Source organism: Pseudomonas sp. AK181 (assembly GCF_051122975.1).
In the GTDB taxonomy this organism is placed as follows: domain Bacteria; phylum Pseudomonadota; class Gammaproteobacteria; order Pseudomonadales; family Pseudomonadaceae; genus Aquipseudomonas; species Aquipseudomonas lactis.
The window spans coordinates 464905-485439 of record NZ_CP146348.1; the positions used below are offsets into that span (position 1 = coordinate 464905).

The 20535-nt window shown below is 60.1% G+C and carries 19 protein-coding genes and 1 riboswitch; of the genes, 9 read left to right on the plus strand and 10 right to left on the minus strand.

The genetic code is table 11. The features are described 5' to 3' along the window. The first annotated feature begins 5 nt into the window (after window positions 1-5). Window positions 6-923 carry a transporter substrate-binding domain-containing protein gene (locus V8689_RS02215; protein WP_162259473.1) on the plus strand — a complete coding sequence of 306 codons (918 nt, stop codon included), beginning with the start codon at window positions 6-8 and terminating at the stop codon, window positions 921-923. Between the two features lie 61 nt (window positions 924-984). Here V8689_RS02215 and V8689_RS02220 read toward each other — a convergent pair whose 3' ends face one another. Together V8689_RS02220 and V8689_RS02225 are read right to left on the minus strand one after the other, a co-directional pair. Continuing rightward, a complete protein-coding gene (locus V8689_RS02220; RefSeq protein ID WP_056782985.1) occupies window positions 985-1704 on the minus strand; it encodes a 16S rRNA (uracil(1498)-N(3))-methyltransferase in 720 nt (239 codons plus the stop codon). 137 nt (window positions 1705-1841) lie between these two features. After that, window positions 1842-3248 carry an adenosylmethionine--8-amino-7-oxononanoate transaminase gene (locus V8689_RS02225; RefSeq protein ID WP_034128920.1) on the minus strand — a complete coding sequence of 469 codons (1407 nt, stop codon included), beginning with the start codon at window positions 3246-3248 and terminating at the stop codon, window positions 1842-1844. Between the two features lie 272 nt (window positions 3249-3520). Between V8689_RS02225 and V8689_RS02230 the strand changes: the two genes are divergently transcribed. Together V8689_RS02230 and V8689_RS02235 are read left to right on the plus strand one after the other, a co-directional pair. After that, entirely contained in the window at window positions 3521-4072 is a 552-nt protein-coding gene (locus V8689_RS02230) for a cytochrome b (protein ID WP_056782984.1), read from the plus strand. A gap of 32 nt (window positions 4073-4104) precedes the next feature. After that, on the plus strand, window positions 4105-4683 hold the full coding sequence (locus V8689_RS02235; RefSeq protein WP_032894782.1) for a YceI family protein: 579 nt from the start codon (window positions 4105-4107) through the stop codon (window positions 4681-4683). 157 nt (window positions 4684-4840) lie between these two features. On the opposite strand, the gene V8689_RS02240 is transcribed toward V8689_RS02235, so the two are convergent. The 5 genes from V8689_RS02240 to ahcY all read right to left on the minus strand — a co-directional run bounded on the left by V8689_RS02240 (window position 4841) and on the right by ahcY (window position 11403). Further along, a complete protein-coding gene (locus V8689_RS02240) occupies window positions 4841-6718 on the minus strand; it encodes a DEAD/DEAH box helicase (protein ID WP_044271888.1) in 1878 nt (625 codons plus the stop codon). Window positions 6719-6940: 222 nt separating this feature from the next. Then, the gene (locus V8689_RS02245; protein WP_056782982.1) at window positions 6941-7744 is read right to left on the minus strand and encodes a substrate-binding periplasmic protein; all 804 of its coding nucleotides are present in this window, start codon (window positions 7742-7744) and stop codon (window positions 6941-6943) included. A 63-nt stretch (window positions 7745-7807) separates the two neighbouring features. Continuing rightward, the gene (locus V8689_RS02250; protein WP_056782980.1) at window positions 7808-8890 is read right to left on the minus strand and encodes a hypothetical protein; all 1083 of its coding nucleotides are present in this window, start codon (window positions 8888-8890) and stop codon (window positions 7808-7810) included. A 79-nt stretch (window positions 8891-8969) separates the two neighbouring features. Then, window positions 8970-9815 (minus strand): methylenetetrahydrofolate reductase [NAD(P)H], encoded by an 846-nt coding sequence (gene metF, locus V8689_RS02255; protein ID WP_003194992.1) that lies wholly within the window; start codon window positions 9813-9815, stop codon window positions 8970-8972. A gap of 178 nt (window positions 9816-9993) precedes the next feature. Then, window positions 9994-11403, minus strand: coding sequence for an adenosylhomocysteinase (ahcY, locus tag V8689_RS02260; protein WP_056782979.1), 1410 nt, complete (start codon window positions 11401-11403; stop codon window positions 9994-9996). Window positions 11404-11424: 21 nt separating this feature from the next. Then, window positions 11425-11531, minus strand: a riboswitch (S-adenosyl-L-homocysteine riboswitch). A 198-nt stretch (window positions 11532-11729) separates the two neighbouring features. Here ahcY and V8689_RS02265 point away from each other — a divergent pair. From V8689_RS02265 to V8689_RS02275, 3 genes are all read left to right on the plus strand, one after another. Beyond that, window positions 11730-12134: an acyl-CoA thioesterase gene (locus V8689_RS02265; RefSeq protein ID WP_003194988.1), complete on the plus strand. Its 405-nt coding sequence runs from the start codon at window positions 11730-11732 to the stop codon at window positions 12132-12134. Between the two features lie 100 nt (window positions 12135-12234). Further along, entirely contained in the window at window positions 12235-14154 is a 1920-nt protein-coding gene (locus tag V8689_RS02270; protein WP_056782978.1) for a patatin-like phospholipase family protein, read from the plus strand. 71 nt (window positions 14155-14225) lie between these two features. After that, complete coding sequence (locus V8689_RS02275) at window positions 14226-15116, plus strand: formate/nitrite transporter family protein (RefSeq protein WP_032894799.1); 891 nt, start codon at window positions 14226-14228, stop codon at window positions 15114-15116. A gap of 19 nt (window positions 15117-15135) precedes the next feature. Here V8689_RS02275 and V8689_RS02280 read toward each other — a convergent pair whose 3' ends face one another. Together V8689_RS02280 and V8689_RS02285 are read right to left on the minus strand one after the other, a co-directional pair. Then, entirely contained in the window at window positions 15136-16425 is a 1290-nt protein-coding gene (locus V8689_RS02280; RefSeq protein WP_223816946.1) for a cation:dicarboxylate symporter family transporter, read from the minus strand. A 34-nt stretch (window positions 16426-16459) separates the two neighbouring features. Beyond that, complete coding sequence (locus V8689_RS02285; protein ID WP_019817440.1) at window positions 16460-16873, minus strand: VOC family protein; 414 nt, start codon at window positions 16871-16873, stop codon at window positions 16460-16462. 92 nt (window positions 16874-16965) lie between these two features. Here V8689_RS02285 and V8689_RS02290 point away from each other — a divergent pair, with 92 nt between their 5' ends. Beyond that, the gene (locus V8689_RS02290; protein WP_056782975.1) at window positions 16966-17841 is read left to right on the plus strand and encodes a LysR family transcriptional regulator; all 876 of its coding nucleotides are present in this window, start codon (window positions 16966-16968) and stop codon (window positions 17839-17841) included. Here the strand turns inward: V8689_RS02290 and V8689_RS02295 are convergent. After that, window positions 17825-19060 carry a cation:proton antiporter gene (locus tag V8689_RS02295; protein ID WP_056782973.1) on the minus strand — a complete coding sequence of 412 codons (1236 nt, stop codon included), beginning with the start codon at window positions 19058-19060 and terminating at the stop codon, window positions 17825-17827. The genes V8689_RS02290 and V8689_RS02295 overlap by 17 nt on opposite strands. A gap of 103 nt (window positions 19061-19163) precedes the next feature. Between V8689_RS02295 and V8689_RS02300 the strand changes: the two genes are divergently transcribed. Together V8689_RS02300 and V8689_RS02305 are read left to right on the plus strand one after the other, a co-directional pair. Next, window positions 19164-19997 (plus strand): EamA family transporter, encoded by an 834-nt coding sequence (locus V8689_RS02300; protein ID WP_056782972.1) that lies wholly within the window; start codon window positions 19164-19166, stop codon window positions 19995-19997. Window positions 19998-20026: 29 nt separating this feature from the next. Then, window positions 20027-20413: an MAPEG family protein gene (locus V8689_RS02305; protein ID WP_003194977.1), complete on the plus strand. Its 387-nt coding sequence runs from the start codon at window positions 20027-20029 to the stop codon at window positions 20411-20413. Window positions 20414-20535: the final 122 nt, after the last annotated feature.

A 20535-nucleotide genomic window follows, 5' to 3' on the forward strand; every position in this document is an offset into this window, starting at 1 on the left:
GCCTGATGCCAGGAAAAGTGGCTACCCGTTGCATTTTCAAGGCGTGTGCTTTTGTTTCGCTGGCGCTGGGAGGGCATCTGGCGCTGGCGGACGACGTCAGCGCAACCTTGAAAAAAATCACCACGACCCAACAAATTTCTGTCGGCTATCGTGATTCGTCAGTGCCGTTCTCGTATATAGGCGATCAAAGCGGCAGGCCAATGGGCTATTCGGTGGACCTCACGCACAGAATCATCGAGCGCCTTCGGGAAAAAACCGGCCTGCCGAAGTTGCGGGTGAAGTATCGCCTGGTGACGTCCCAGACGCGTATTCCATTGGTGCAGAACGGCACCGTCGACCTGGAGTGTGGCTCCACTGGGGTGACAGCCGATCGACAGAAGCAGGTGGCGTTTTCCTATGGGTTTATCTATGTCAAAGGGCAGTTATTGACGGCCAAGGACAGTGGCATCAATGGCTTTTCTGACCTCAAGGGCAAGCACGTAGTGACTACCGCCGGCACTACCAACGAGCGGTTTCTCAAACGCTATAACGCCGAGCATCAGAGCAATATATTCGTGATCAGCGCCAGGGATCATGGCGAAGCGTTCAAGATGCTCGAAACCGGCCGGGCGGTAGCGTTCTATATGGATGACGCCCTGCTTTACGGCGAGCGCGCCAAGGCCAGGGACCCGCATCATTGGGTGGTGGTAGGCAAGGAACAGTCGCGGGAGATCTACAGCTGCATGGTGCGCAAGGATGACCCGCAGTTTCTGGCGGTGGTCAACGAAACCCTGGGCGATCTGTACCGCTCGGGGGAAATCAACGGGATTTACCAGCGCTGGTTCGAGCAGCCGATTCCGCCCAAGGGCTTGAACCTGGAGTTCCCGATGACCAGCGAGTTGAAGGCGATCATCGCCAAGCCGGTGAGTGACCCGGTGGAGTAAATCTGGGGTTACGCGATAGAACTGTGGGAGCAGGCAAGCCAGCTCCCACCTTTGATTGGGTTTAGAAGTCGCCCCAGAGTTGTTGGGCGACGGATAGTGCGACGACGGGGGCGGTCTCGGTACGCAACACCCGCGGGCCGAGGCGAGCGGCGTGGTAGCCGGCGTCTTGGGCGGTCTCGACTTCATTATCGGTGAGCCCCCCTTCGGGACCGATCAAGAACGCCAAGCTGGATGGCTTGGCGTGGCTGATCATCGGCTGTGCCACCGGGTGCAACACCAGCTTCAAATCCGCCTCGGTTTGCTTGAGCCAGTCTGCCAGCAAGAGCGGTGGGTGAATCACCGGCACCGTCGAACGCCCACACTGCTCGCACGCACTGATTGCCACCTGGCGCCAGTGCAGCAAGCGCTTGTCGGCGCGTTCGTCCTTGAGGCGAACTTCGCAGCGGTCGCTGAAGATCGGTGTGATCGCGTTGACGCCCAGTTCAGTGGCCTTCTGGATCGCCCAATCCATACGCTCGCCCCGGGACAGGCCCTGGCCGAGGTGAATGTGCAGGGGAGATTCGGCCTGGCCGGCAAAGCTATCGGTGAGTTGCACGGTGACGCGTTTTTTACCGACTTCCAGCAAGGTGCCACGAAACTCCTGGCCAGAGCCGTCGAACAATTGCACGGCATCGCCCTCAGTCATGCGCAACACACGGCTGATGTAATGCGCCTGGGCTTCGGGCAGTTCGTGATCACCGAGGCTCAGCGGGGTGTCGGTGAAAAAGCGGGACAGTCTCATGTCTGTTCTCTGAAGAGGTTGTTTATGTAGGAGCGAGGGGGACGCCTAGTTCTTGCTCGCGAAAAATGTACATCCGACGCAGCGGTGCGCCTGGAATGCCTTCGCGAGCAAGCTCGCTCCTACAAGGATTTGGGCAATCAGCCTGGGTCGCGGAAGCCTGGGTGGAAGTCTTTCGGCACCGCCACACTGACCTTGCTGTTAGTGGCGATATCGATGCCTTCGCTGGCCACCTCGGCCAGAAAGTCGATCTGTTCGGGTGTAATCACATACGGCGGCAGGAAATACACCACGCTGCCCAATGGCCGCAACAGCGCACCGCGCTCCAGAGCATGCTCGAAGACCTTCAGGCCACGGCGCTCCTGCCACGGGTAGGCGGCCTTGGTGGCTTTGTCCTGCACCATCTCGATGGCCAGCACCATGCCGGTCTGGCGCACTTCGGATACGTGAGGGTGGTCCACCAAGTGCGCGGTGGCGGTGGCCATGCGCTGGGCCAGGGCCTTGTTGTTCTCGATGACGTTGTCTTCTTCAAAGATATCCAGCGTTGCCAACGCCGCCGCACAGGCCAGCGGGTTGCCGGTGTAGCTGTGGGAGTGCAGGAAGGCACGCAGTGTGGGGTAATCGTCGTAGAAGGCGCTGTAGACCTCTTCGGTGGTGACCACGGCGGCCAGCGGCAGGTAACCTCCGGTAAGGGCCTTGGACAGGCACAGGAAGTCCGGGCGGATGCCGGCTTGTTCACAGGCGAACATGCTGCCGGTGCGGCCAAAGCCCACGGCGATTTCGTCGTGGATCAAGTGCACGCCATAGCGGTCGCAGGCTTCGCGCAGCAGCTTGAGGTACACCGGGTGGTACATGCGCATGCCACCGGCGCCCTGGATCAGCGGCTCGACAATCACGGCGGCGACGGTGTCGTGGTGCTCGGCCAGGGTCTGTTCCATGGCCAGAAACATGTTGCGCGAATGTTCCTCCCAGCTCATGCCTTCGGGGCGCAGGTAGCAGTCCGGGCTCGGCACTTTGATCGTGTCGAGCAGCAGCGCCTTGTAGGTCTCGGTAAACAGCGGCACGTCGCCCACCGACATCGCGGCGATGGTTTCGCCGTGGTAGCTGTTGGTGAGGGTGACGAAGCGCTTTTTATTCGGCTGGCCGCGGTTGAGCCAGTAGTGAAAGCTCATCTTCAGCGCCACTTCGATGCAGGACGAACCGTTGTCGGCGTAGAAGCAGCGGGTCAGCCCTTCGGGCGTCATTGCGACCAGGCGCTCGGACAGCTCGATCACCGGCTGATGGCTGAAGCCGGCGAGGATCACGTGCTCCAGCTGGTCGACCTGGTCCTTGATGCGCTGGTTGATACGTGGGTTGGCGTGGCCGAATACATTGACCCACCAGGAACTGACGGCATCGAGGTAGCGCTTGCCTTCGAAGTCTTCCAGCCATACGCCTTCACCGCGTTTGATGGGCACCAGCGGCAATTGCTGGTGGTCTTTCATCTGGGTGCAGGGATGCCACAGCACCGCGAGGTCGCGTTGCATCCACTGGTTGTTCAAGCCCATCGGTGATCTCCTCGAAGCGGTCCTGCGGCCGGCGCAGGCGAAACAATCGCGCAAGCCTATGCAATGGTGGCTTGGCTCACAAGCCATTGTGGGGAAATTGGCGGTAAATGCAGGACGGTCTGTCACGTTTCTTGGGAATAGTCTTAATCCCTTGTTAATTTATGATGCATAGCCTCTTTATCGTATTTCTCGATATTTCAAAGCAAAATTTTCCGCTTTAATTCGATAGGTAAAGCGCTAGTCTTGGGCACAGTTCTTACGGGATTAAGTACATGCAGCTACGCAATTCGCCGGCCCGCTATGGTTGGGTCAGCATGGTTCTGCACTGGGGCGTCGCCCTGGTGGTGTTCGGTTTGTTTGCCTTGGGCTTGTGGATGGTCGGCCTCGACTACTACAGCGCCTGGCGCAAAGATGCGCCCGACTTGCACAAAAGCATTGGCATCACGCTGTTCGCCATCATGCTGGTGCGGATCGTCTGGCGCCTGGTCAGCCCGCCACCACCACCGCTGGCCAGCTATAGCCGCATGACGCGGATCGGTGCCGCATTTGGGCACGCGTTCCTTTATCTCGGGCTGTTTGCCGTGATGATTGCCGGTTACCTGATTTCCACCGCAGACGGTGTCGGTATTCCGGTGTTTGGGCTGTTTGAAATTCCTGCGCTGGTTTCCGGTCTACCGGACCAGGCAGATACCGCCGGTTGGGTGCACCTGTACCTGGCCTGGGTGTTGGTGGTCTTCGCCGGCTTGCACGGCGTGGCGGCACTGAAACACCACTTTATCGATCGTGATGCGACCCTTACGCGAATGCTGGGACGCAAAGCCTGATGTTCAACCTCGACTCACAAGGAATAGAAAGCATGTTGAAAAAAACACTCGCTGCGCTGGCAATCGGTTCTGCCCTGCTGTCCGCAGGTTCGGCGATGGCCGCTGACTACAAGATCGATAAAGAAGGCCAGCACGCCTTCATCGATTGGAAAATCAGCCACCTGGGCTACAGCTACATCCACGGTACCTTCAAGGACTGGGATGGCACTTTCAGCTGGGACGCAGCCAAGCCTGAAGCCAGCAAAATCGCGGTCGACGTGAAAACCGCCAGCCTGTGGTCCAACCACGCAGAACGTGACAAGCACATCGCCAGCAAAGACTTCATCGATGTGGCCAAATTTGCCGATGCCAAGTTCGTGTCTACCGCCGTCAAATCCACTGGCGAAAAGACAGCTGATGTGACTGGCGACCTGACGTTCCACGGTGTGACTAAGCCTGTGACCTTCAAGGCCACCTTCAACGGTGAAGGCAAGGATCCATGGGGCGGCGAACGTGCCGGCTTCAACGCCAAGACCACGATTGACTTGAACGACTTCGGCGTGAAAGGCCCAGGCCCGACTTCGCAGACTGTCGACTTGGACATCTCGCTGGAAGGCGTGAAGCAGAAGTAATTTCTGCCTGTACACAAAAAACCGGATTCTGAGATCCGGTTTTTTTGTGTCTGAAATGCAGTCAATGTGGGAGCTGGCTTGCCTGCGATGCAGGCAACTCGGTACATCAGGTGCACCGGGTTGATGCCATCGCAGGCAAGCCAGCTCCCACAGAAAATCAGCGGTTGCGAGTCAGCAGCGCTGGTTTCTCACCACGAGGACGGCCTGGCAGTTGGTCCAACTGCTCAGGTGTCGGGAAGCGATCCGCTTTCGACTCCTTGTGGATGATCTTCGGCGCCGGGCCACCACGCGGGTTTTGTACCGCAGGCTCGGACGAACGAGGCTGATCGTCACGGGCCGGGCGGCGGTTGTTGCTGCGCGAGTCTTCGCGACGGGCCTGGCCGTCACGCGGTGCGCCATTACGCGGGCCGCTGCGCTTGGCAGGCGGGGTACCGGTGGTGCCGCCGCTGCTGTTGCGCGGTGCGTTCTGACGACCGCCCTGTGGCTGGCCGCTACGTGGAGCGCCTGCACCCTGGGCCGGAGCCCCTGGGCGACGGCCACGGCCCTGAGCCGGTTTGGCCTGGGGTACGTAGTCAACGCGGTTACCGAAGTTATCGATATCGTCGTCAAGGAACTCGTCCGGGGCACGGTCGGCCGCGGCGCGTGGTGGCTGGCTCGGCTGGCGCTGTTCGCGGGCCGGGGTACCTTCACGGGGCTTCTGCTCACGGGCCGGGCGTTCGCCACGGCTGCTGGTCGCGGATTTTTCCTTGCCCTTGTCCTTGCCTTTGTCGCGACGACCACCGCCACCACCGCCGCCGTTCGGGCCATCGCCTTTGGGGCCGCGTGGGTTGCGTGGGTTACGCACGTCTGGGCGTTCGCGCGCTTCTGGCTTCTCGGCCTCCACGGCGCTGGCATCGAAGCCCATCAGGTCGCCGTCGGCGATTTTCTGCTTGGTCATGCGTTCGATGCTTTTCAGCAGTTTTTCTTCGTCCGGCGCGACCAGCGAAATGGCCTCGCCCGAACGACCGGCACGGCCCGTACGGCCGATACGGTGCACATAGTCTTCATCGACGTTTGGCAGCTCGAAGTTGACCACGTGTGGCAACTGGTCGATATCCAGGCCGCGTGCGGCGATATCGGTGGCCACCAGGATACGTACGGTACCGGCCTTGAAGTCGGCCAGGGCTTTGGTGCGCGCGTTCTGGCTCTTGTTGCCGTGGATGGCGACGGCGGTGAGGCCGTGCTTGTCCAGGTACTCGGCCAGGCGGTTGGCGCCGTGCTTGGTGCGAGTGAACACCAGCACCTGTTCCCAGGCACCGTGGGTGATCAGGTGCGCCAGCAGCGAGCGCTTGTGGCTGGCGGCCAGGCGGAACACACGTTGCTCGATACGCTCGACCGTGGTGTTCGGTGGCGTGACTTCGATGCGCTCGGGGTTGTGCAGCAGCTTGCCAGCCAAGGCAGTGATGTCCTGGGAGAACGTTGCCGAAAACAGCAGGTTCTGACGTTTGGCCGGCAGGCGGGCGAGGACCTTTTTCACGTCATGGACAAAGCCCATGTCGAGCATGCGGTCGGCTTCGTCCAGCACGAGGATTTCCACGTGGGACAAATCGACGCTGCCTTGGCCGCACAGGTCGAGCAAACGACCTGGGCAGGCTACCAGCACATCGACGCCACGGGACATGGCCTGAACCTGTGGGTTCATGCCGACGCCGCCGAAGATGCAGGCGCTGACGAACTTCAAGTCGCGGGCATACAGCTTGAAGCTGTCGTGCACTTGGGCTGCGAGTTCGCGGGTTGGGGTCAGGACCAGTACACGCGGTTGGCGCGGGCCGTGACGTTGGGATTTGTCCGGGTGACCGTTGGGAAACAACCGCTCCAGGATCGGGAGGGCGAAACCGCCGGTTTTACCAGTACCTGTCTGAGCCGCGACCATCAGGTCGCGACCTTGCAACACGGCGGGAATGGCCCGCTGTTGCACCGGAGTAGGCTCGGTATAGCCCGCTGCCTCGATGGCGCGGACTAAAGCCTCGGAGAGACCGAGGGAAGCAAAGGACATGAGTAATCCTGTTTTAGTTAGGGCTTGGCCCAAAGGGATAATCTTGCCGGGCGTGAATGGCGCTTAGGGGAGCGCAACCCCGTCCGGTCCTGCTGTGTCTGGCGGGCACTCCACCGGCTCGCGCGGGCCGCAAAGCTGCGCAGTAGCTGGGTTGGGTGCCGTTTTCAAGACCCGAGCGGCCGGGCGTAAGCCTGGCGGAAAGGCCGCAGTATAACAGAGCAATCACTGCGCGCTGCTTTCCTGCTGCTCAACGGCGTGTTCGGGGGCCGGTATGGGTGCCGCTTGCTCGTGCATCCGGCCATATTTAGCACTCAAGGTGGCATAGGCCGGCTCTTGCTTGAAGCGCTTGAGCTCGGCGGCAAAGCGTTGCACCAGCAGGTCCATGCCTGCGCCACGGCGTACCGCAAGAAATTGCTGCTGGCGGCTGACCACCACCGACGCCTGGCTGACTTTACCTTCCAGGCCCAGCGCCTTGATCACGTGGTGCCCCACGCGCCGGTCAGTCACCACCATATCGACGCGCCCCAGCATGAGTTTGCCAAAATTGGCTTCATGGCTGGGCGCAGGTTCACGCTGGAAGGTGTTGGACTCACTGAACGCGTCGCCATACAGGTAGCCTGGGGAAACGCCAACCGTCAGGCCACGCAGGTCGTCGAGGGTGGCGGCGGGGTGGGGGCGTTCGTTGGCATAGAACAAGACAAATTCGACTTCCGACAACGGCTCGCTGGGATAGAGCAGCAAGGCGTCGCGCTCCTGGCTGTGGAAAATATCCAGCGCGCCGTCGGCGTGGCCCTGCTCGAGCATCGCCAGGCACCGCTTCCAGGGCAGGAACTGCCATTGCACCTCCACCCCCAGGCGCTGGAACACGATCACCGTGGTTTCATAATCCAGGCCGGCCATGGTGCCGTTGTCTTCGTAGACATAGGGTGCCCAGGGTTCGGTGACAATGCGCAGTTTCTCGCCATGAGCGGCCAGGCTCAGGCAAGAAAACAACACAGCGGTGATCAGCTTGAAGAGGACGGGCATACCCTGAGGTTACGACGCTGCCCACAGAAAGAGAAGCTCTGGCACGCGCATTGGCGGGCGGTCTTACTTCGCGGGTGCGTTCAGCAGGTGCTCGTGGATCGCGGCGCGGCGCTCACCCAGAATCAAACGCACCACGGGGTTGGCGAACCAGTGTTCCAACTGGTGGGCATCAATCGGGCGCTTCTGGCGTTCTTCCTGGTTTTGTCGAGCCTTGTCCCACCAAACCGGGCCGCACGCCTGGTCGAACTCGTTTTCGTGTTCGTAACAGCCGTAGAGGATTTCGCGGATGAACTGCTGCTGGTGCTTGGGCAGCAGCAGGGTGATCAGCTTGTACATCAAACGCTGCAAGCGCGGCGGGCGCGGCAGGTGCGATGAGACATGGCGCGTATCGGCCAGGGCTTGTGCGCTGGTGGGCGCGCTGGCGTGCTTGGCGATCCACGCCTTGACCTTGGCCCGGAACAGCTGTTTACGGCTCCAGTAATGGTGGATCAGGTCCGGGCACTCGCGCACCTTGACGGTGCGGTAGGCGGCGATGGACAGGCAGAACTCTTCCAGGGTGTACGCGCCCTGGGCATGGGGGAACAGTTCATCCATCAACTCGATGGAGCGGTCGAGGATGTGCGCATCCTGTTGGGTCAGGCCCATGACGCCGGAGTTGAGGGTCATCATGTCATCGTCGGCCACGCCCATGTCCAGCAGGCGCTGGCGCAGGGCGGTGTACAGGATGCTTTCGTGGTTGTCGCCGTACTTGGTGTAGAAGGCGTTGCACAGCAGGGTGCCAGGCTGTACGCGTTCGAACAGGGCCATGGGCGAATGATGGAAGAAGGTATCGGTGTCGATCAGCAGCGCCACCGGGGATTCTTGCAGCACCTGGCGCAGCACCACGTGTTTGGTGCGAAAGTGATAGCCGTGAGGCTCGCTCCAGCGCTTGCGGGTGGTTTCGTCCAATGGGCGCACGCGCACCGGCAGCAGGCGATAGGGCTCGGGGTTGTCGCTAAATACCTGAATGTCGATGTTCGCGTCCGGCGTGTCCTGCAGGAATGCCAGTGCGCTGGCGATGCTGAATACGGCTTCCTGATGGTAGGTGTCGGCGCCGAAGACCAGGTAAACCAGTTGCGGGCGGGACGTCGGGGGCACTGTATTCATGGACTGCGGGGTTCCGTGGGTAACGTAAAACGACAAAGGCCCTCGTCAGAACGAGGGCCTTGGTACAACCGGTCAAGCGTTAACGTGGCAGCTTGAGGTTGTTCCAGATGGCAAGGCTGGGTTCAGCCTGGTTCAGGGTATAGAAATGCAACCCTGGTGCACCACCTTGCAACAATTGCTCACACATCTCGGTGATGACCTGCTCGCCGAACGCCTGGATGCTTTTGACGTCATCGCCATAGGCTTCCAGTTGCTTGCGTACCCAGCGTGGGATCTCGGCGCCGCAGGCGTCGGAGAAGCGCGCCAGCTTGCTGTAGTTGGTGATGGGCATGATGCCCGGCACGATGGGGATGTTCACGCCCATCGCCCGTACACGCTCGACGAAGTAGAAGTAGCTGTCGGCGTTGAAGAAATACTGGGTGATTGCGCTGTCGGCGCCGGCATTGGCCTTGCGCACGAAATTCTGCAAATCATCTTCGAAATTGCGCGCCTGGGGGTGCATCTCCGGGTAAGCGGCCACTTCGATATGAAAGTGATCACCACTTTCTTCGCGAATGAAGCTCACCAGGTCGTTGGCGTAGCGCAGCTCACCGCTGGCCATGCCCATACCCGATGGCAGGTCGCCACGCAGCGCAACGATGCGCTTGATGCCGGCGGCTTTGTATTGGGTCAGCAGGCTACGCAGGTCGGCCTTGCTGTCGCCCACGCACGACAAGTGCGGAGCGGCGGGAACTTTGACTTCACTTTCCAACTGCAACACGGTGTTGATCGTGCGATCACGGGTCGAACCGCCAGCGCCGTAGGTGCAGGAGAAGAAGTCAGGGCTGAAGCTGGCCAACTGCTTGGCAGTGGTCATCAGTTTTTCATGCCCAGCATCGGTCTTGGTCGGGAAGAACTCGAAGCTGTAGCGACGGTCTTGGGACATGGTCATACCCTTGGAAACTCGAAAGCCTGGAAGGCATACGCAATCGATGCGGGTGCCTGGCTTTCTGTGGGAGCTGGCTTGCCTGCGATAGCATCAGCTCGGTGTTACTGGAACACCGAGGCGTCTGCATCGCGGGCAAGCCCGGCTCCCACAGAAGAGCCGGCGCCAGCAAGGTCGATCAGTAGCGGTAAGCGTGCGGCTTGAACGGACCTTCAACCGTCACGCCGATGTAGTCGGCCTGGGTCTTGGTCAGTTGAGTCACCACGCCGCCGAAGCCGCGGACCATTTCCAGGGCCACTTCTTCGTCGAGTTTCTTGGGCAGTACTTCCACGGTCAGGCGCTCGGCTTTCTGGGCTGGCGACAGGTCGGCGTACTTCTGTTCGAACAGGAAAATCTGCGCCAGTACCTGGTTGGCGAACGAGCCATCCATGATGCGGCTTGGGTGGCCAGTGGCGTTGCCCAGGTTCACCAGGCGGCCTTCGGCCAGCAGGATCAGGTAGTCATCGTTCTGTGGGTCGAAATCGCCAGCGCCGGTACGGTGAACCTTGTGTACCTGCGGCTTCACTTCTTCCCATGCCCAGTTCTTGCGCATGAAAGCGGTGTCGATCTCGTTGTCGAAGTGACCGATGTTGCAGACAACGGCGCGCTTCTTCAAAGCCTTGAGCATGTTCGCATCGCACACATTCACGTTACCGGTGGTGGTGACGATCAGGTCGATCTTGCCCAGCAGGGCTGTGTCGATGCAGGCGGAGGTGCCGTCGTTCTGGCCGTTGATGAACGGCGAAACCACTTCGAAACCATCCATGCAGGCTTGCATGGCGCAGATCGGGTCAACTTCGGAGACCTTGACGATCATGCCTTCCTGACGCAACGACTGGGACGAACCCTTGCCCACGTCACCGTAGCCGATTACCAGGGCTTGCTTGCCCGACAGCAGGTGGTCGGTACCGCGCTTGATCGCATCGTTCAGGCTGTGACGGCAGCCGTACTTGTTGTCGTTCTTGCTCTTGGTCACCGAGTCGTTGACGTTGATGGCCGGGATTTTCAGCTCGCCCTTGGCCAGCATGTCCAGCAGGCGGTGTACGCCGGTGGTGGTCTCTTCGGTCACGCCGTGGACGCGGTCGAGGATCTGCGGGTACTTCTTGTGCAGCAGCTCGGTGAGGTCGCCACCGTCGTCAAGGATCATGTTGGCATCCCAAGGCGCGCCATCTTTGAGGATGGTTTGCTCCAGGCACCACTCGTACTCTTCTTCGGTCTCGCCTTTCCAGGCAAATACCGGGATACCGGCAGCAGCGATAGCGGCGGCGGCCTGGTCTTGAGTCGAGAAGATGTTGCAGGACGACCAACGCACTTCGGCACCCAGGGCAACCAGGGTTTCGATCAGCACGGCAGTCTGGATGGTCATGTGGATGCAGCCGAGGATCTTCGCACCCTTGAGTGGCTGCTCAGCGGCGTACTTGCGACGCAGGCCCATCAGGGCTGGCATTTCGGATTCGGCGATAAAGGTTTCACGACGGCCCCAGGCAGCGAGGGACATATCGGCGACTTTGTAGTCATTGAAATCAGCAGGCGTCATTACAGCGCTCATAGAGAGCCTCCATTCGTAGGGTGCGAATGGGCGCCGTTGTGCGTTTAGTATCAGGCCAGGGCAACCAGGCCGGACAACGCCCCATCCGAGCCTGACAGGTTGAACCTGCTGCAGCGCCCCTCGGACAGGTGGCGGGAGAACGGTATCAATCGAAGATGACCGTTTTGAAACGGAGGCGATTATAGCCGTGTCAGCGGCACTTCCCAAGCCTTTCTGTCGGCGGCATGAAGATCGCTCATGGGCCTGATAGCTAATGGCTCATAGAGCTTGGGCCCTGGCTCTGCCATGATGTTGCCCATCATTTGGCAAGACGCTTTGGAGTGATCATGAACTTCCACACCCGCAAATGGGTAAAACCCGAAGACCTCAACCCCAACGGCACCCTGTTCGGCGGCAGCTTGCTGCGCTGGATTGACGAAGAAGCGGCCATCTACGCCATTGTCCAACTCGGCAACCAGCGCGTGGTCACCAAGTACATCTCGGAAATCAACTTTGTCAGCGCCTCGCGCCAGGGCGACATCATCGAACTGGGCATCACCGCCACCGAGTTCGGCCGCACCTCCATCACCCTGACCTGTGAAGTGCGCAACAAGATCACGCGCAAAAGCATCCTTACCGTAGAAAAAATGGTCTTCGTCAACCTGGGCGAAGACGGTTTACCAGCGCCCCACGGTCGCACCGAGATCAAGTACGTGAAGGACCAGTTCAAGGACGACAGTCTTCCCGAGTAACAACTGCACGGCGTGATTTGCGTTACCAAATCATTCCACATGGATCTATCCGAGGCTCTCTCATCACTCAGGCCTACACCCTGTAGAGAGAGCCTCGTGTATGAAAGTCTCCAGTTCTGTTGTACAGAATCAGCCCCCTCAGCCTCAGACCGCCGGCCAGGACGTAAAGACGCCTTTGGTCAAAGGTGTGGGCGAGCGCAACCTGAGTATTTATCGTCACAGTGACGGGCGGGTGGAGGTGGTGCTGTCACCGCCGCCGCCTGCTCACTTGGTGCTCAGTGGCGGTGGCGCCAAGGGCATCGCCTTTCCAGGCATGGTGCAGGCGCTTGAAGAGGCCGACAAACTCAAAGGCGTCAAAGTGGTTTCCGGCTCTTCTGCCGGCGCCATTTCGGCAGCGCTGCTCGCCAGCGGCATGGATGCCAAGGCCTTTACGCAACTGTCGAATAACCTTGACCTGCCTAGCCTGCTCAATAGCAAAGACCCGGTCACGGCGTGGTTGCAGGAGGCCAGTTCCCAGCTCGGCAAATTCGTCGCAAAAGTGCCAGGGCCGGCGGGTAATATCTCTCAACTGCTGCTGACGTTGCTGCCGCGCCTGCAAACCGATGGGCAGCAGCTGGAAGACTTGATTCGTAATGAATCACGTAAGTCTGTTCTCGCCCATATCGCGGGCATGCCAGCGGCTAACCGCCCGCCCGAAGTCACGGAAATTGCCGACCGGCTAAGCGCTGGCGCAGGGCCGACGTTTCGCGACTTGGAAATTTTGAGCCGGCATATTCCGGCGATCAAGCAACTGAACATCACCGGCACGGGCATGTTCGATGGTCGCCCGCAGTTGGTGGTGTTCAATGCCAGCCTGACACCGGATATGGATATCGCCCGCGCCGCGCTTATTTCGGGGGCGCTGCCTGGGTTGTTCAAGAGCCCTTCCGAACAGGGCCATGGGTTTCAGGCTGCTTCAGAGGTCACGGCGTTTCAGGACGGAGGTTTGCTCCTCAATACCCCGGCGCCAGGCATTATTGAACGTTCTTTCCCGGAAAGCCCCCTTGGCAAGGACGAAGCCCTGATCGTCAAGTTCGAGTCTGACAAACCATCAGCGCCCCCAAAAAGCGGTGGTTTTTTCAGCTATCTGGCCGACACGTTCACCGGCACGCCACACACCGCTGCTGAAAGCTATCAGGATGACCGGCTCAAAGCGTATTCGGAGCAAACGGTAACGTTGCCGTTGAACTCCGATAAAGGCGACTATCGCGGCCTGCTCGGTGGCACCGTCAACTTCACTATGACCTCCGAGCAGAAGCAGCATTTGCAGGCCCAGGCCCGCCAGGCGGTGTCAGGGCACCTGCAAAAACGTGAGCTGGAGCGTGAGCGCCATGAATTCCCCTCGCTGAACGATGCCGTGATGGCGATGGATGATCAAATGCTCGCCAGCGTGCAGGACGAACTGCAAAAGGACCCGGCCGGCGCCGAGGCGTTGCGTTTTCGCAAAGACGCACAACAGGCGTTGAAGGCGTTGGACAGTGCGATTGCCGAAGCGAATCAATCCGATACGTCGCTGGTGATGACGCCCAAAATAGCCTCGGCGCTGCGCAATCTGGACGCCCTCGCCCGTAGACCGGAGGATATCGAATGGTTGGGCAAGCGCCTGAATGCGCCAGGCCAGCGTAATTTTCAGCAACTGCTGCAGGTGGGCGCCAAACGCGGGACGGGCAATGGCTCTGGCCTGTCCAAGGTGTTGAGCAGCGCCGTCACTGAAATGCGAAAACGCGATATCGGGGTGAAGGCAGAGAATTTTATCCGCGAAGTCATTTATCCCTCGCTATACCGCCCTGGCCAGCCGGCTGCCAACGTCGAGTTATTGCAACGCGCGGTGCGTGATTTGGGCGAGGCGACGACGCCAGCGGAGTTTAACCGTGTGCTTGATGGCATCGTCAAACACTACCGGGCGCGCAATAAACCCTGGAGTAAACCCTTCAGCTCTACCACCGTGGAGCAGGCCAAGGCCTGGCGTATTCCGGTTTAGTTGCGGTGCCACTGAACAGCCATCGTCGCGGCGTGTCGTAGCTACAGGCACCCCTTGGACTCTGGTACATCATGGCCACTCAAGCAGACGGCAAGACCCCCAACCTGTCGCAGGAAGAGCAGCAGGATGTTGATGACAACCAGCCGCCTCGCGCGGCTGTATTACACGAAATTATCCGCACCCAAGGCGACCAGGAGCTGGAGCGCAATGTGGCCGCGCTGTGGTGGTCGGCGCTGGCTGCCGGCTTGACCATGGGCCTGTCGCTGATGGGCATGGGCCTGCTCAATTCGCGCCTGCCGGACGGTGAGGAATTCAAGGTCATCGCCAGCTTTGGCTATTGCGCAGGCTTTCTCGCGGTAATTCTTGCCCGTCAGCAATTGTTTACCGAAAACACCCTGACTGCCGTGCTGCCGGTGATGAGCAAGCCGACCCTGGCCAATGCCGCGCGCTTGTTGCGGCTGTGGACGGTGGTGCTGGTGGGCAACCTGTGTGGCACCTTGCTGGTGGCCTACGTGATGCTGCACCTGCCGATCTTCGATACCAAGACTGACCTTGCCTTCCTCGAGATCGGGCGCAAGGTCATGGAGAACGACCCCGCGCAGATGTTCGCCAAGGGCATCGTCTCCGGTTGGATGATCGCCACCATGGTCTGGATGATTCCGTCGATGGAGAGTGCCAAGGTGTGGATTATCATCCTGATCACCTACTTTATGGCGCTGGGGGACTTCACCCATATCGTCGTCGGTTCAGCGGAAGTGTCCTACCTGGTATTTGCCGGCGAGTTGCCGTGGAAGGATTTCTGGCTGGTCTTCGCCGGGCCGACCCTGGCCGGCAACATCATCGGCGGTAGTTTCATCTTTGCGTTGATCAGCCATGCTCAGGTTCGCAGCGAGGCTTCCGTGCCCGCTGTTACTCAATCTCATACGCGGGCCAAGCCCCGCCAGGATAAGGATAAAGCCTGATATCGCCCTGGCTGCCGCGTCAGGCCTTGAATGGCACGCTGGGAGGTTCGGAGGCCGGCGTGCTGTCGGGTGCCCTGAGCTGGCCTTCCCAGCGTGCGATGACCAAGGGTGCCAATGCGTTGCCCAGTACGTTCAGTGCGGTGACGGGCATATCCATCAGCCGATAGATGCCTGCGATGATCGCCACGCCTTCCACCGGCAGCCCTGCGGCGGTCAAGGTCGCGGTCAGGATGATGAACATGAAACCTGGCACGCCTGCCGCGCCTTTTGATGTCAGCACCATGATCAAGACCAGCATGCCTTGATCCGCCAGGCTCAAGTCGATGCCATACGCCTGGGCGATGAACAACGTGCCGAGTGCGGCAAACAGCGATGCTCCATCCAGGTTGAACGAGTACCCCAGTGGGATCACCATGCTCGTAATGGGCCGGGGCGCGCCATAACGCTCCATCTTCTCGATCAGTTGAGGCATGACCGTCGCCGAGGCGGCGCTGCTGAAGGCCAGTAACAGTTCACTGCGTATTTCTCGCAACAGGTGAAAAAAGCCGACGCCGGCCAAGCGTGCCACTGCCCCCAATACACACAGGGCAAACAAGAGCACCGCGACATAGGTGGTGCCGATCAGTTTGGCCAGCGGCAGCAACGCGCTGAGGCCAAAGCTGGCGACGGTGACCGCGATCAGCCCGAAAATACCTATCGGCGAGTAATGCATAACCAAGTGGGTGACTTTGAACATGGTGTCGGAGACGCCCTGCATCACGCTGATCAACGGTGCTTTGCGCTCCTCGGGCAGCAACGACAAGGCACAACCGAACAGGATTGCGAAAAACAGCACCGACAGCAGCTTGCCCTGCGACATGGCAAGGACGATGTTATCCGGCACGATCGCCAGCAGTATCTGGCCCAGGTTCTGCGGGGTGCCGCTGGAGGCCAGCCCCGTGGCCGGTGCCTGCAGCGTGCTGCCGAATTCGGCGCCCGAGCCCGGCTGCACCACATTGCCAACCAGCAGGCCGAAGATGATGGCAATGCTGGTGATGGTGAAGAAGTACACGAAGGTCTTCAGGCCGACGCGACCCAGGGCGGCCGGGTTGCCCATGCCGGCGATGCCGACGGTCATGCAGGCGAAGACGAGCGGCACGACGATCATCTTCATCAGCTTGATGAACAGGTCGCCCGCCGGTTGCAGCAGGTTGTCGATGAACCAGGCTTTTTGCTCGGGAAATTGGTTGAGCAGGATGCCGACGATTATCCCGGCAACCAGGCCGATCATGATGCGGGTGATAAGGCTGGTGGGTTTTCTGACGGTCATGGGGGTGGCCCTTATTGATGTGGTGGTCAGGGATTTACTGGGCGAACAACCCTTCGAAGTGCTTGAACCCTTTCACTTCGATGGGGTTACCGCTGGGATCGAGGAAAAACATCGTGCGCTGCTCGCCCGGTTCGCCGGCAAAGCGCGTCACGGGTGGGATCTCGAAGCGTGTGCCCAGGCGGGTGAGGCGCTCGGCAAGCGTTAACCACTCATCAAGCGGCAGCACCACGCCCAGGTGCGGCATCAGTACCTGATGCTCACCGACCAGGCCGGTACGTGTGGTTGGAAAGGGCGTACCCAGATGCAGTGAAAGTTGATTGCCGAAAAAGTCGAAGTCGATCCAGGTCTCGCTGCACCGGCCCTCGGTGCAACCCAAAACATCTCGATAAAAAATGCGCGCCTCGTCTAAGTCATAAACATGGTATGCAGCGTGGAAGGGTCTGTTCATGGCTGGCTCTCCAGGTGGGGAGCTGTCAGGTTAAACAGGCGGTGCCGCCAGGGTAAAACGGGTTTGCCTTGGTCTGAGCGAAAGGAAAACTTATGGATGTTCGATTCCTGAGGAGCCTGGTCGCTGTCATTGAAACCGGGTCTATAGCCGCTGCTGCACGGCGTGAAAACCGCAGTGCGGCGGCGATCAGCCAGCGGGTCAAGGCGCTTGAGCGCACGCTGGGCTGTACGTTGCTCATGCGCACCGCACATGCCGCGTGGCCTTCGGACCAATGCTTGCTGCTTTTGCCCAGAATCCAGGCCGTCATTGAACAAGCGCGCCAGTTGCAGGAGCACCTGAGCCAGGACGAGTTATCGGGGGAGATTAACGTCGGGGCCATTTCCACGGCGCTGACTGGCGTCTTGCCGGGAGTGATCGAGCGGCTGACAGTGTCGGCACCCAAGCTGAGGCTGAAGATCACACCCGGCGACTCCAGAAGCCTCTATGAGAAGTTGCTCAACCAGGAGTTGGATGCAGCGATACTGGTGCGACCGCCCTTTCAACCGCCCAAAGCCTTGTCGATGACCTTGCTGCGTGCCGAACCCTTGATTCTGATTGCGCCCGCCGAGTGGGGTGCGCAGTCACTGGCAGCCTTGTTACGCGAATGCCCGTTTATCCGCTATGACGCTCGCTCCTGGGGTGGGCAGATCGCCCAGCGCTTTCTCGATGAACAGTCCTTCGAGCCCGAGGTGTTATGTGAGCTGGATGCGCTGGAAACTATCCTGATGCTGGTCGCCCAGGGGATGGGAGTATCGCTGGTGCCGCAGTGGGCGGGCATGCCCTGCAACGGCATCCATGTGTTACCGGCCGGCGACCGGCTGTGCTATGCACGCGAGATGGTGGTCATGTACAGCTCGACACCGCGCCGCCCGTTAGCGATGCGGCATCTGCTTGAAGTGTTGCGCGGCGCGGTTACTGCGGCGCAGTGACGCGGCTGACAACGCGACCGATCGTCAACCCCTGCAACAGGATCGAAGACAGCACCACGATGTAGGTGATGCTCAGCAACAAGTCGCGCTCCGGGCCCAAGGGCAGGGCCAAGGCCAGTGCCACCGAGACGCCGCCACGCAGGCCGCCCCAGGTGAGGATGCGGATTGTGCCGCGTGGCACCGAGCGCCAACGGCGCAGCAACAGGATCGCCGGGGCCACGGTCAGCAGGCGCGAGAGCAGGATCGCCACCGCCAGCAGGCTGGCTGCGAACACGTGCAGCCAGTTGAATGGCAATAGCAGCAGCTCCATGCCGATCAGCGCAAACAGCAGCGCGTTGAGCATGTCATCGAGCAGTTCCCAGAAACCATCCAGGTAGCGACGCGTCATGTCGTTCATCGCCAGCTTGCGTCCCAGGTTGCCGATGATCAGCCCCGCGACCACCATCGCAATCGGTGCGGACACATGCAGTTCTGAAGCCATGGCCGAGCCGCCGATCACCAGGGCGAGGGTCAGCATGACTTCGATCTGGTGCTGTTCGATGCTCTTGATCATCAGGTACACGAGGTAGCCGATCAGCCCGCCAAACAGCACGCCGCCGATGGCTTCGTGGGCAAACAGCATGGCCGTGGCGCCGACGGTGGGTGTCTCACCCAACTGCGCGATGCCCAGCAGCACGGTAAACACCACCACGGCGGTGCCGTCATTGAACAGCGACTCGCCGACGATGGTGGTTTTCAGCGGTTTGGAGGCATTGGCGGTCCGCAGCACGCCGAGCACCGCAATGGGGTCGGTGGGGGAAATCAGCGCGCCGAACAGCAGGCAGTAAAGGAAACTCACGTGCCAGCCAAACAGGGCGAAGATGTAGTACGCCAGGCTGCCGATCACCACGGTGGCGATCAACACGCCAAAGGTTGCCAGCAGGCCGATGGGCCAGCGGTAGCTGCGCAGGTCGTTCAAGTTGACGTGCAAGGCGCCGGCGAACAGCAGGAACGACAGCATCCAGTTCATCAGCAAATCGCCGAAGTCGATCTGGCCGATCAACTGCTGGATACGTTCTTCCAGGCCCGGGTAGCCGAGCACGCTCAGGCCTTGCAGGATCAGCGAGAACAGCAGTGCGGTGACCATCACGCCGATGGTGGGCGGCAGGCCGATAAAGCGGAAGTTCACATAAGTGAGCAGGGTGGTGAGGCAGATGAAGGCGGCGACAAGTTCAAGCATCCGGGGTCCTTGGAGCGGGGGAATATAGGTGCACGAGGTGCGTCGAATCGGGGTTTAGTATAAACAGGTGCTGTTACATGACGTATCAATTAAGGAGGTTCGGGTGGTAGCGACAGCCCTGGTGCTGGTAGCGGCGCTGTTGCATGCGACGTGGAACACCTTGATCAAGTTCAGTGGCGAGCGCCTTTTGGTCATCGCCTGCATGGACAGCGTGGCGCTGCTGTTCGTGATAGTGGCGGTGGGGTTCGTGTCCTTGCCGCCGTTGGACATCTGGCCGTGGATCGCGGCCTCGGCGCTGTTTGAGTTGCTCTATCGCTATTTGTTGATCCAGGCCTATCGGGTGGGGGACCTGGGCCTGGTGTATCCGTTGATGCGCGGTTTGTCGCCGCTGGTGGTGCTGGTGCTGACCCTGGTGTTTGCTGGCGAAGTGCTGAGCACCCAGCAGATTCTGGGGATCCTGCTGATCCCGTTCGGCATGGTATGCCTGTTGTGGCAGGGCGGCGGCGGTGACCGGTTGCCCTGGTCGATGCTGCCGGTGGTGTTGCTGATCGGCCTGTGCATTGGCTGTTACACCTTTCTGGATGGGCAGGCGCTGCGGCGCTGGTCGCACCCGCTGGATTATCTGGTGTGGCTGACGCTGGTCAGTGCCTGGCCGTTTCCGTTGCTGGCGCTGTTGCGCAAGCGTGCAGCTTTCAACCTGTTCTGGCGCAACCAGTGGCGGTTGGGCTTGAGCGTGGGGCTGTGCGTATTGTTGAGCTACGCTTTGGTACTTTGGGCCATGCAGTTGGGCTCGATTGCCGAAGCCGCTGCGCTGCGGGAAGTCAGTGTGATCCTGGTGGTGCTGTTCGGCATGCGTTACTTGAAAGAACCTTTTGGCCGTCCACGGCTCATAGCCTGTGGGTTGGTGTTGATTGGCATGTTGGTGATGAAACTCTAACCGTCGGATAAAACTAAAAGGAATCGGTGATGACAGTCGCTTTATGGTGTGTGTTGATCGCAATTTTTCTGCCGTACATTTGCACCGGTGTGGCCAAGTTCAGTACAGGCAAGTTCGGGCCACGGGATAACCACGACCCGCGTGCCTTCCTCGATAGCCTGGAAGGCGTCGCCAAGCGTGCGCATAGCGCGCAGCTCAACAGTTTCGAAGTGACCCCTGCGTTTGCCGCCGCAGTGATCGTTGCGCACCTGGCCGGCAACGCCGACCTGGTGACGATCAATGTGCTGGCAGTGCTGTTTATCACCAGCCGCCTGCTGTACATCATCTGCTATCTGGCGGACTGGGCGATCTTGCGGTCGCTGGTGTGGGCCGTGGGTATGGCGTTGATTGCGAGTTTCTTCTTCGTTTCGATGTAAGTGGGGGGCGGCAAACCCGACTGTAGGAGCGAGCTTGCTCGCGAAGAACGTCAACGATAACGCGTGCTTGCTGAGTAAGCGTGGCGCCTGTGCGTTTTTCGCGAGCAAGCTCGCTCCTACAT

Excerpts from the sequence above, each read along its gene's own strand:
- V8689_RS02290 (WP_056782975.1), top strand. The coding sequence starts at position 16,966 with ATGGATGTTCGATTCCTGAGGAGCCTGGTCGCTGTCATTGAAACCGGG.
- V8689_RS02245 (WP_056782982.1), bottom strand. The coding sequence starts at position 7,744 with ATGCCCGTCCTCTTCAAGCTGATCACCGCTGTGTTGTTTTCTTGCCTG.
- ahcY (WP_056782979.1), bottom strand. The coding sequence starts at position 11,403 with ATGAGCGCTGTAATGACGCCTGCTGATTTCAATGACTACAAAGTCGCC.
- V8689_RS02275 (WP_032894799.1), top strand. The coding sequence starts at position 14,226 with ATGGCCACTCAAGCAGACGGCAAGACCCCCAACCTGTCGCAGGAAGAG.
- V8689_RS02235 (WP_032894782.1), top strand. The coding sequence starts at position 4,105 with ATGTTGAAAAAAACACTCGCTGCGCTGGCAATCGGTTCTGCCCTGCTG.
- V8689_RS02225 (WP_034128920.1), bottom strand. The coding sequence starts at position 3,248 with ATGGGCTTGAACAACCAGTGGATGCAACGCGACCTCGCGGTGCTGTGG.
- V8689_RS02265 (WP_003194988.1), top strand. The coding sequence starts at position 11,730 with ATGAACTTCCACACCCGCAAATGGGTAAAACCCGAAGACCTCAACCCC.
- V8689_RS02250 (WP_056782980.1), bottom strand. The coding sequence starts at position 8,890 with ATGAATACAGTGCCCCCGACGTCCCGCCCGCAACTGGTTTACCTGGTC.
- V8689_RS02230 (WP_056782984.1), top strand. The coding sequence starts at position 3,521 with ATGCAGCTACGCAATTCGCCGGCCCGCTATGGTTGGGTCAGCATGGTT.
- V8689_RS02305 (WP_003194977.1), top strand. The coding sequence starts at position 20,027 with ATGACAGTCGCTTTATGGTGTGTGTTGATCGCAATTTTTCTGCCGTAC.
- V8689_RS02220 (WP_056782985.1), bottom strand. The coding sequence starts at position 1,704 with ATGAGACTGTCCCGCTTTTTCACCGACACCCCGCTGAGCCTCGGTGAT.
- metF (WP_003194992.1), bottom strand. The coding sequence starts at position 9,815 with ATGTCCCAAGACCGTCGCTACAGCTTCGAGTTCTTCCCGACCAAGACC.
- V8689_RS02295 (WP_056782973.1), bottom strand. The coding sequence starts at position 19,060 with ATGCTTGAACTTGTCGCCGCCTTCATCTGCCTCACCACCCTGCTCACT.
- V8689_RS02215 (WP_162259473.1), top strand. The coding sequence starts at position 6 with ATGCCAGGAAAAGTGGCTACCCGTTGCATTTTCAAGGCGTGTGCTTTT.
- V8689_RS02280 (WP_223816946.1), bottom strand. The coding sequence starts at position 16,425 with ATGACCGTCAGAAAACCCACCAGCCTTATCACCCGCATCATGATCGGC.
- V8689_RS02285 (WP_019817440.1), bottom strand. The coding sequence starts at position 16,873 with ATGAACAGACCCTTCCACGCTGCATACCATGTTTATGACTTAGACGAG.
- V8689_RS02270 (WP_056782978.1), top strand. The coding sequence starts at position 12,235 with ATGAAAGTCTCCAGTTCTGTTGTACAGAATCAGCCCCCTCAGCCTCAG.
- V8689_RS02240 (WP_044271888.1), bottom strand. The coding sequence starts at position 6,718 with ATGTCCTTTGCTTCCCTCGGTCTCTCCGAGGCTTTAGTCCGCGCCATC.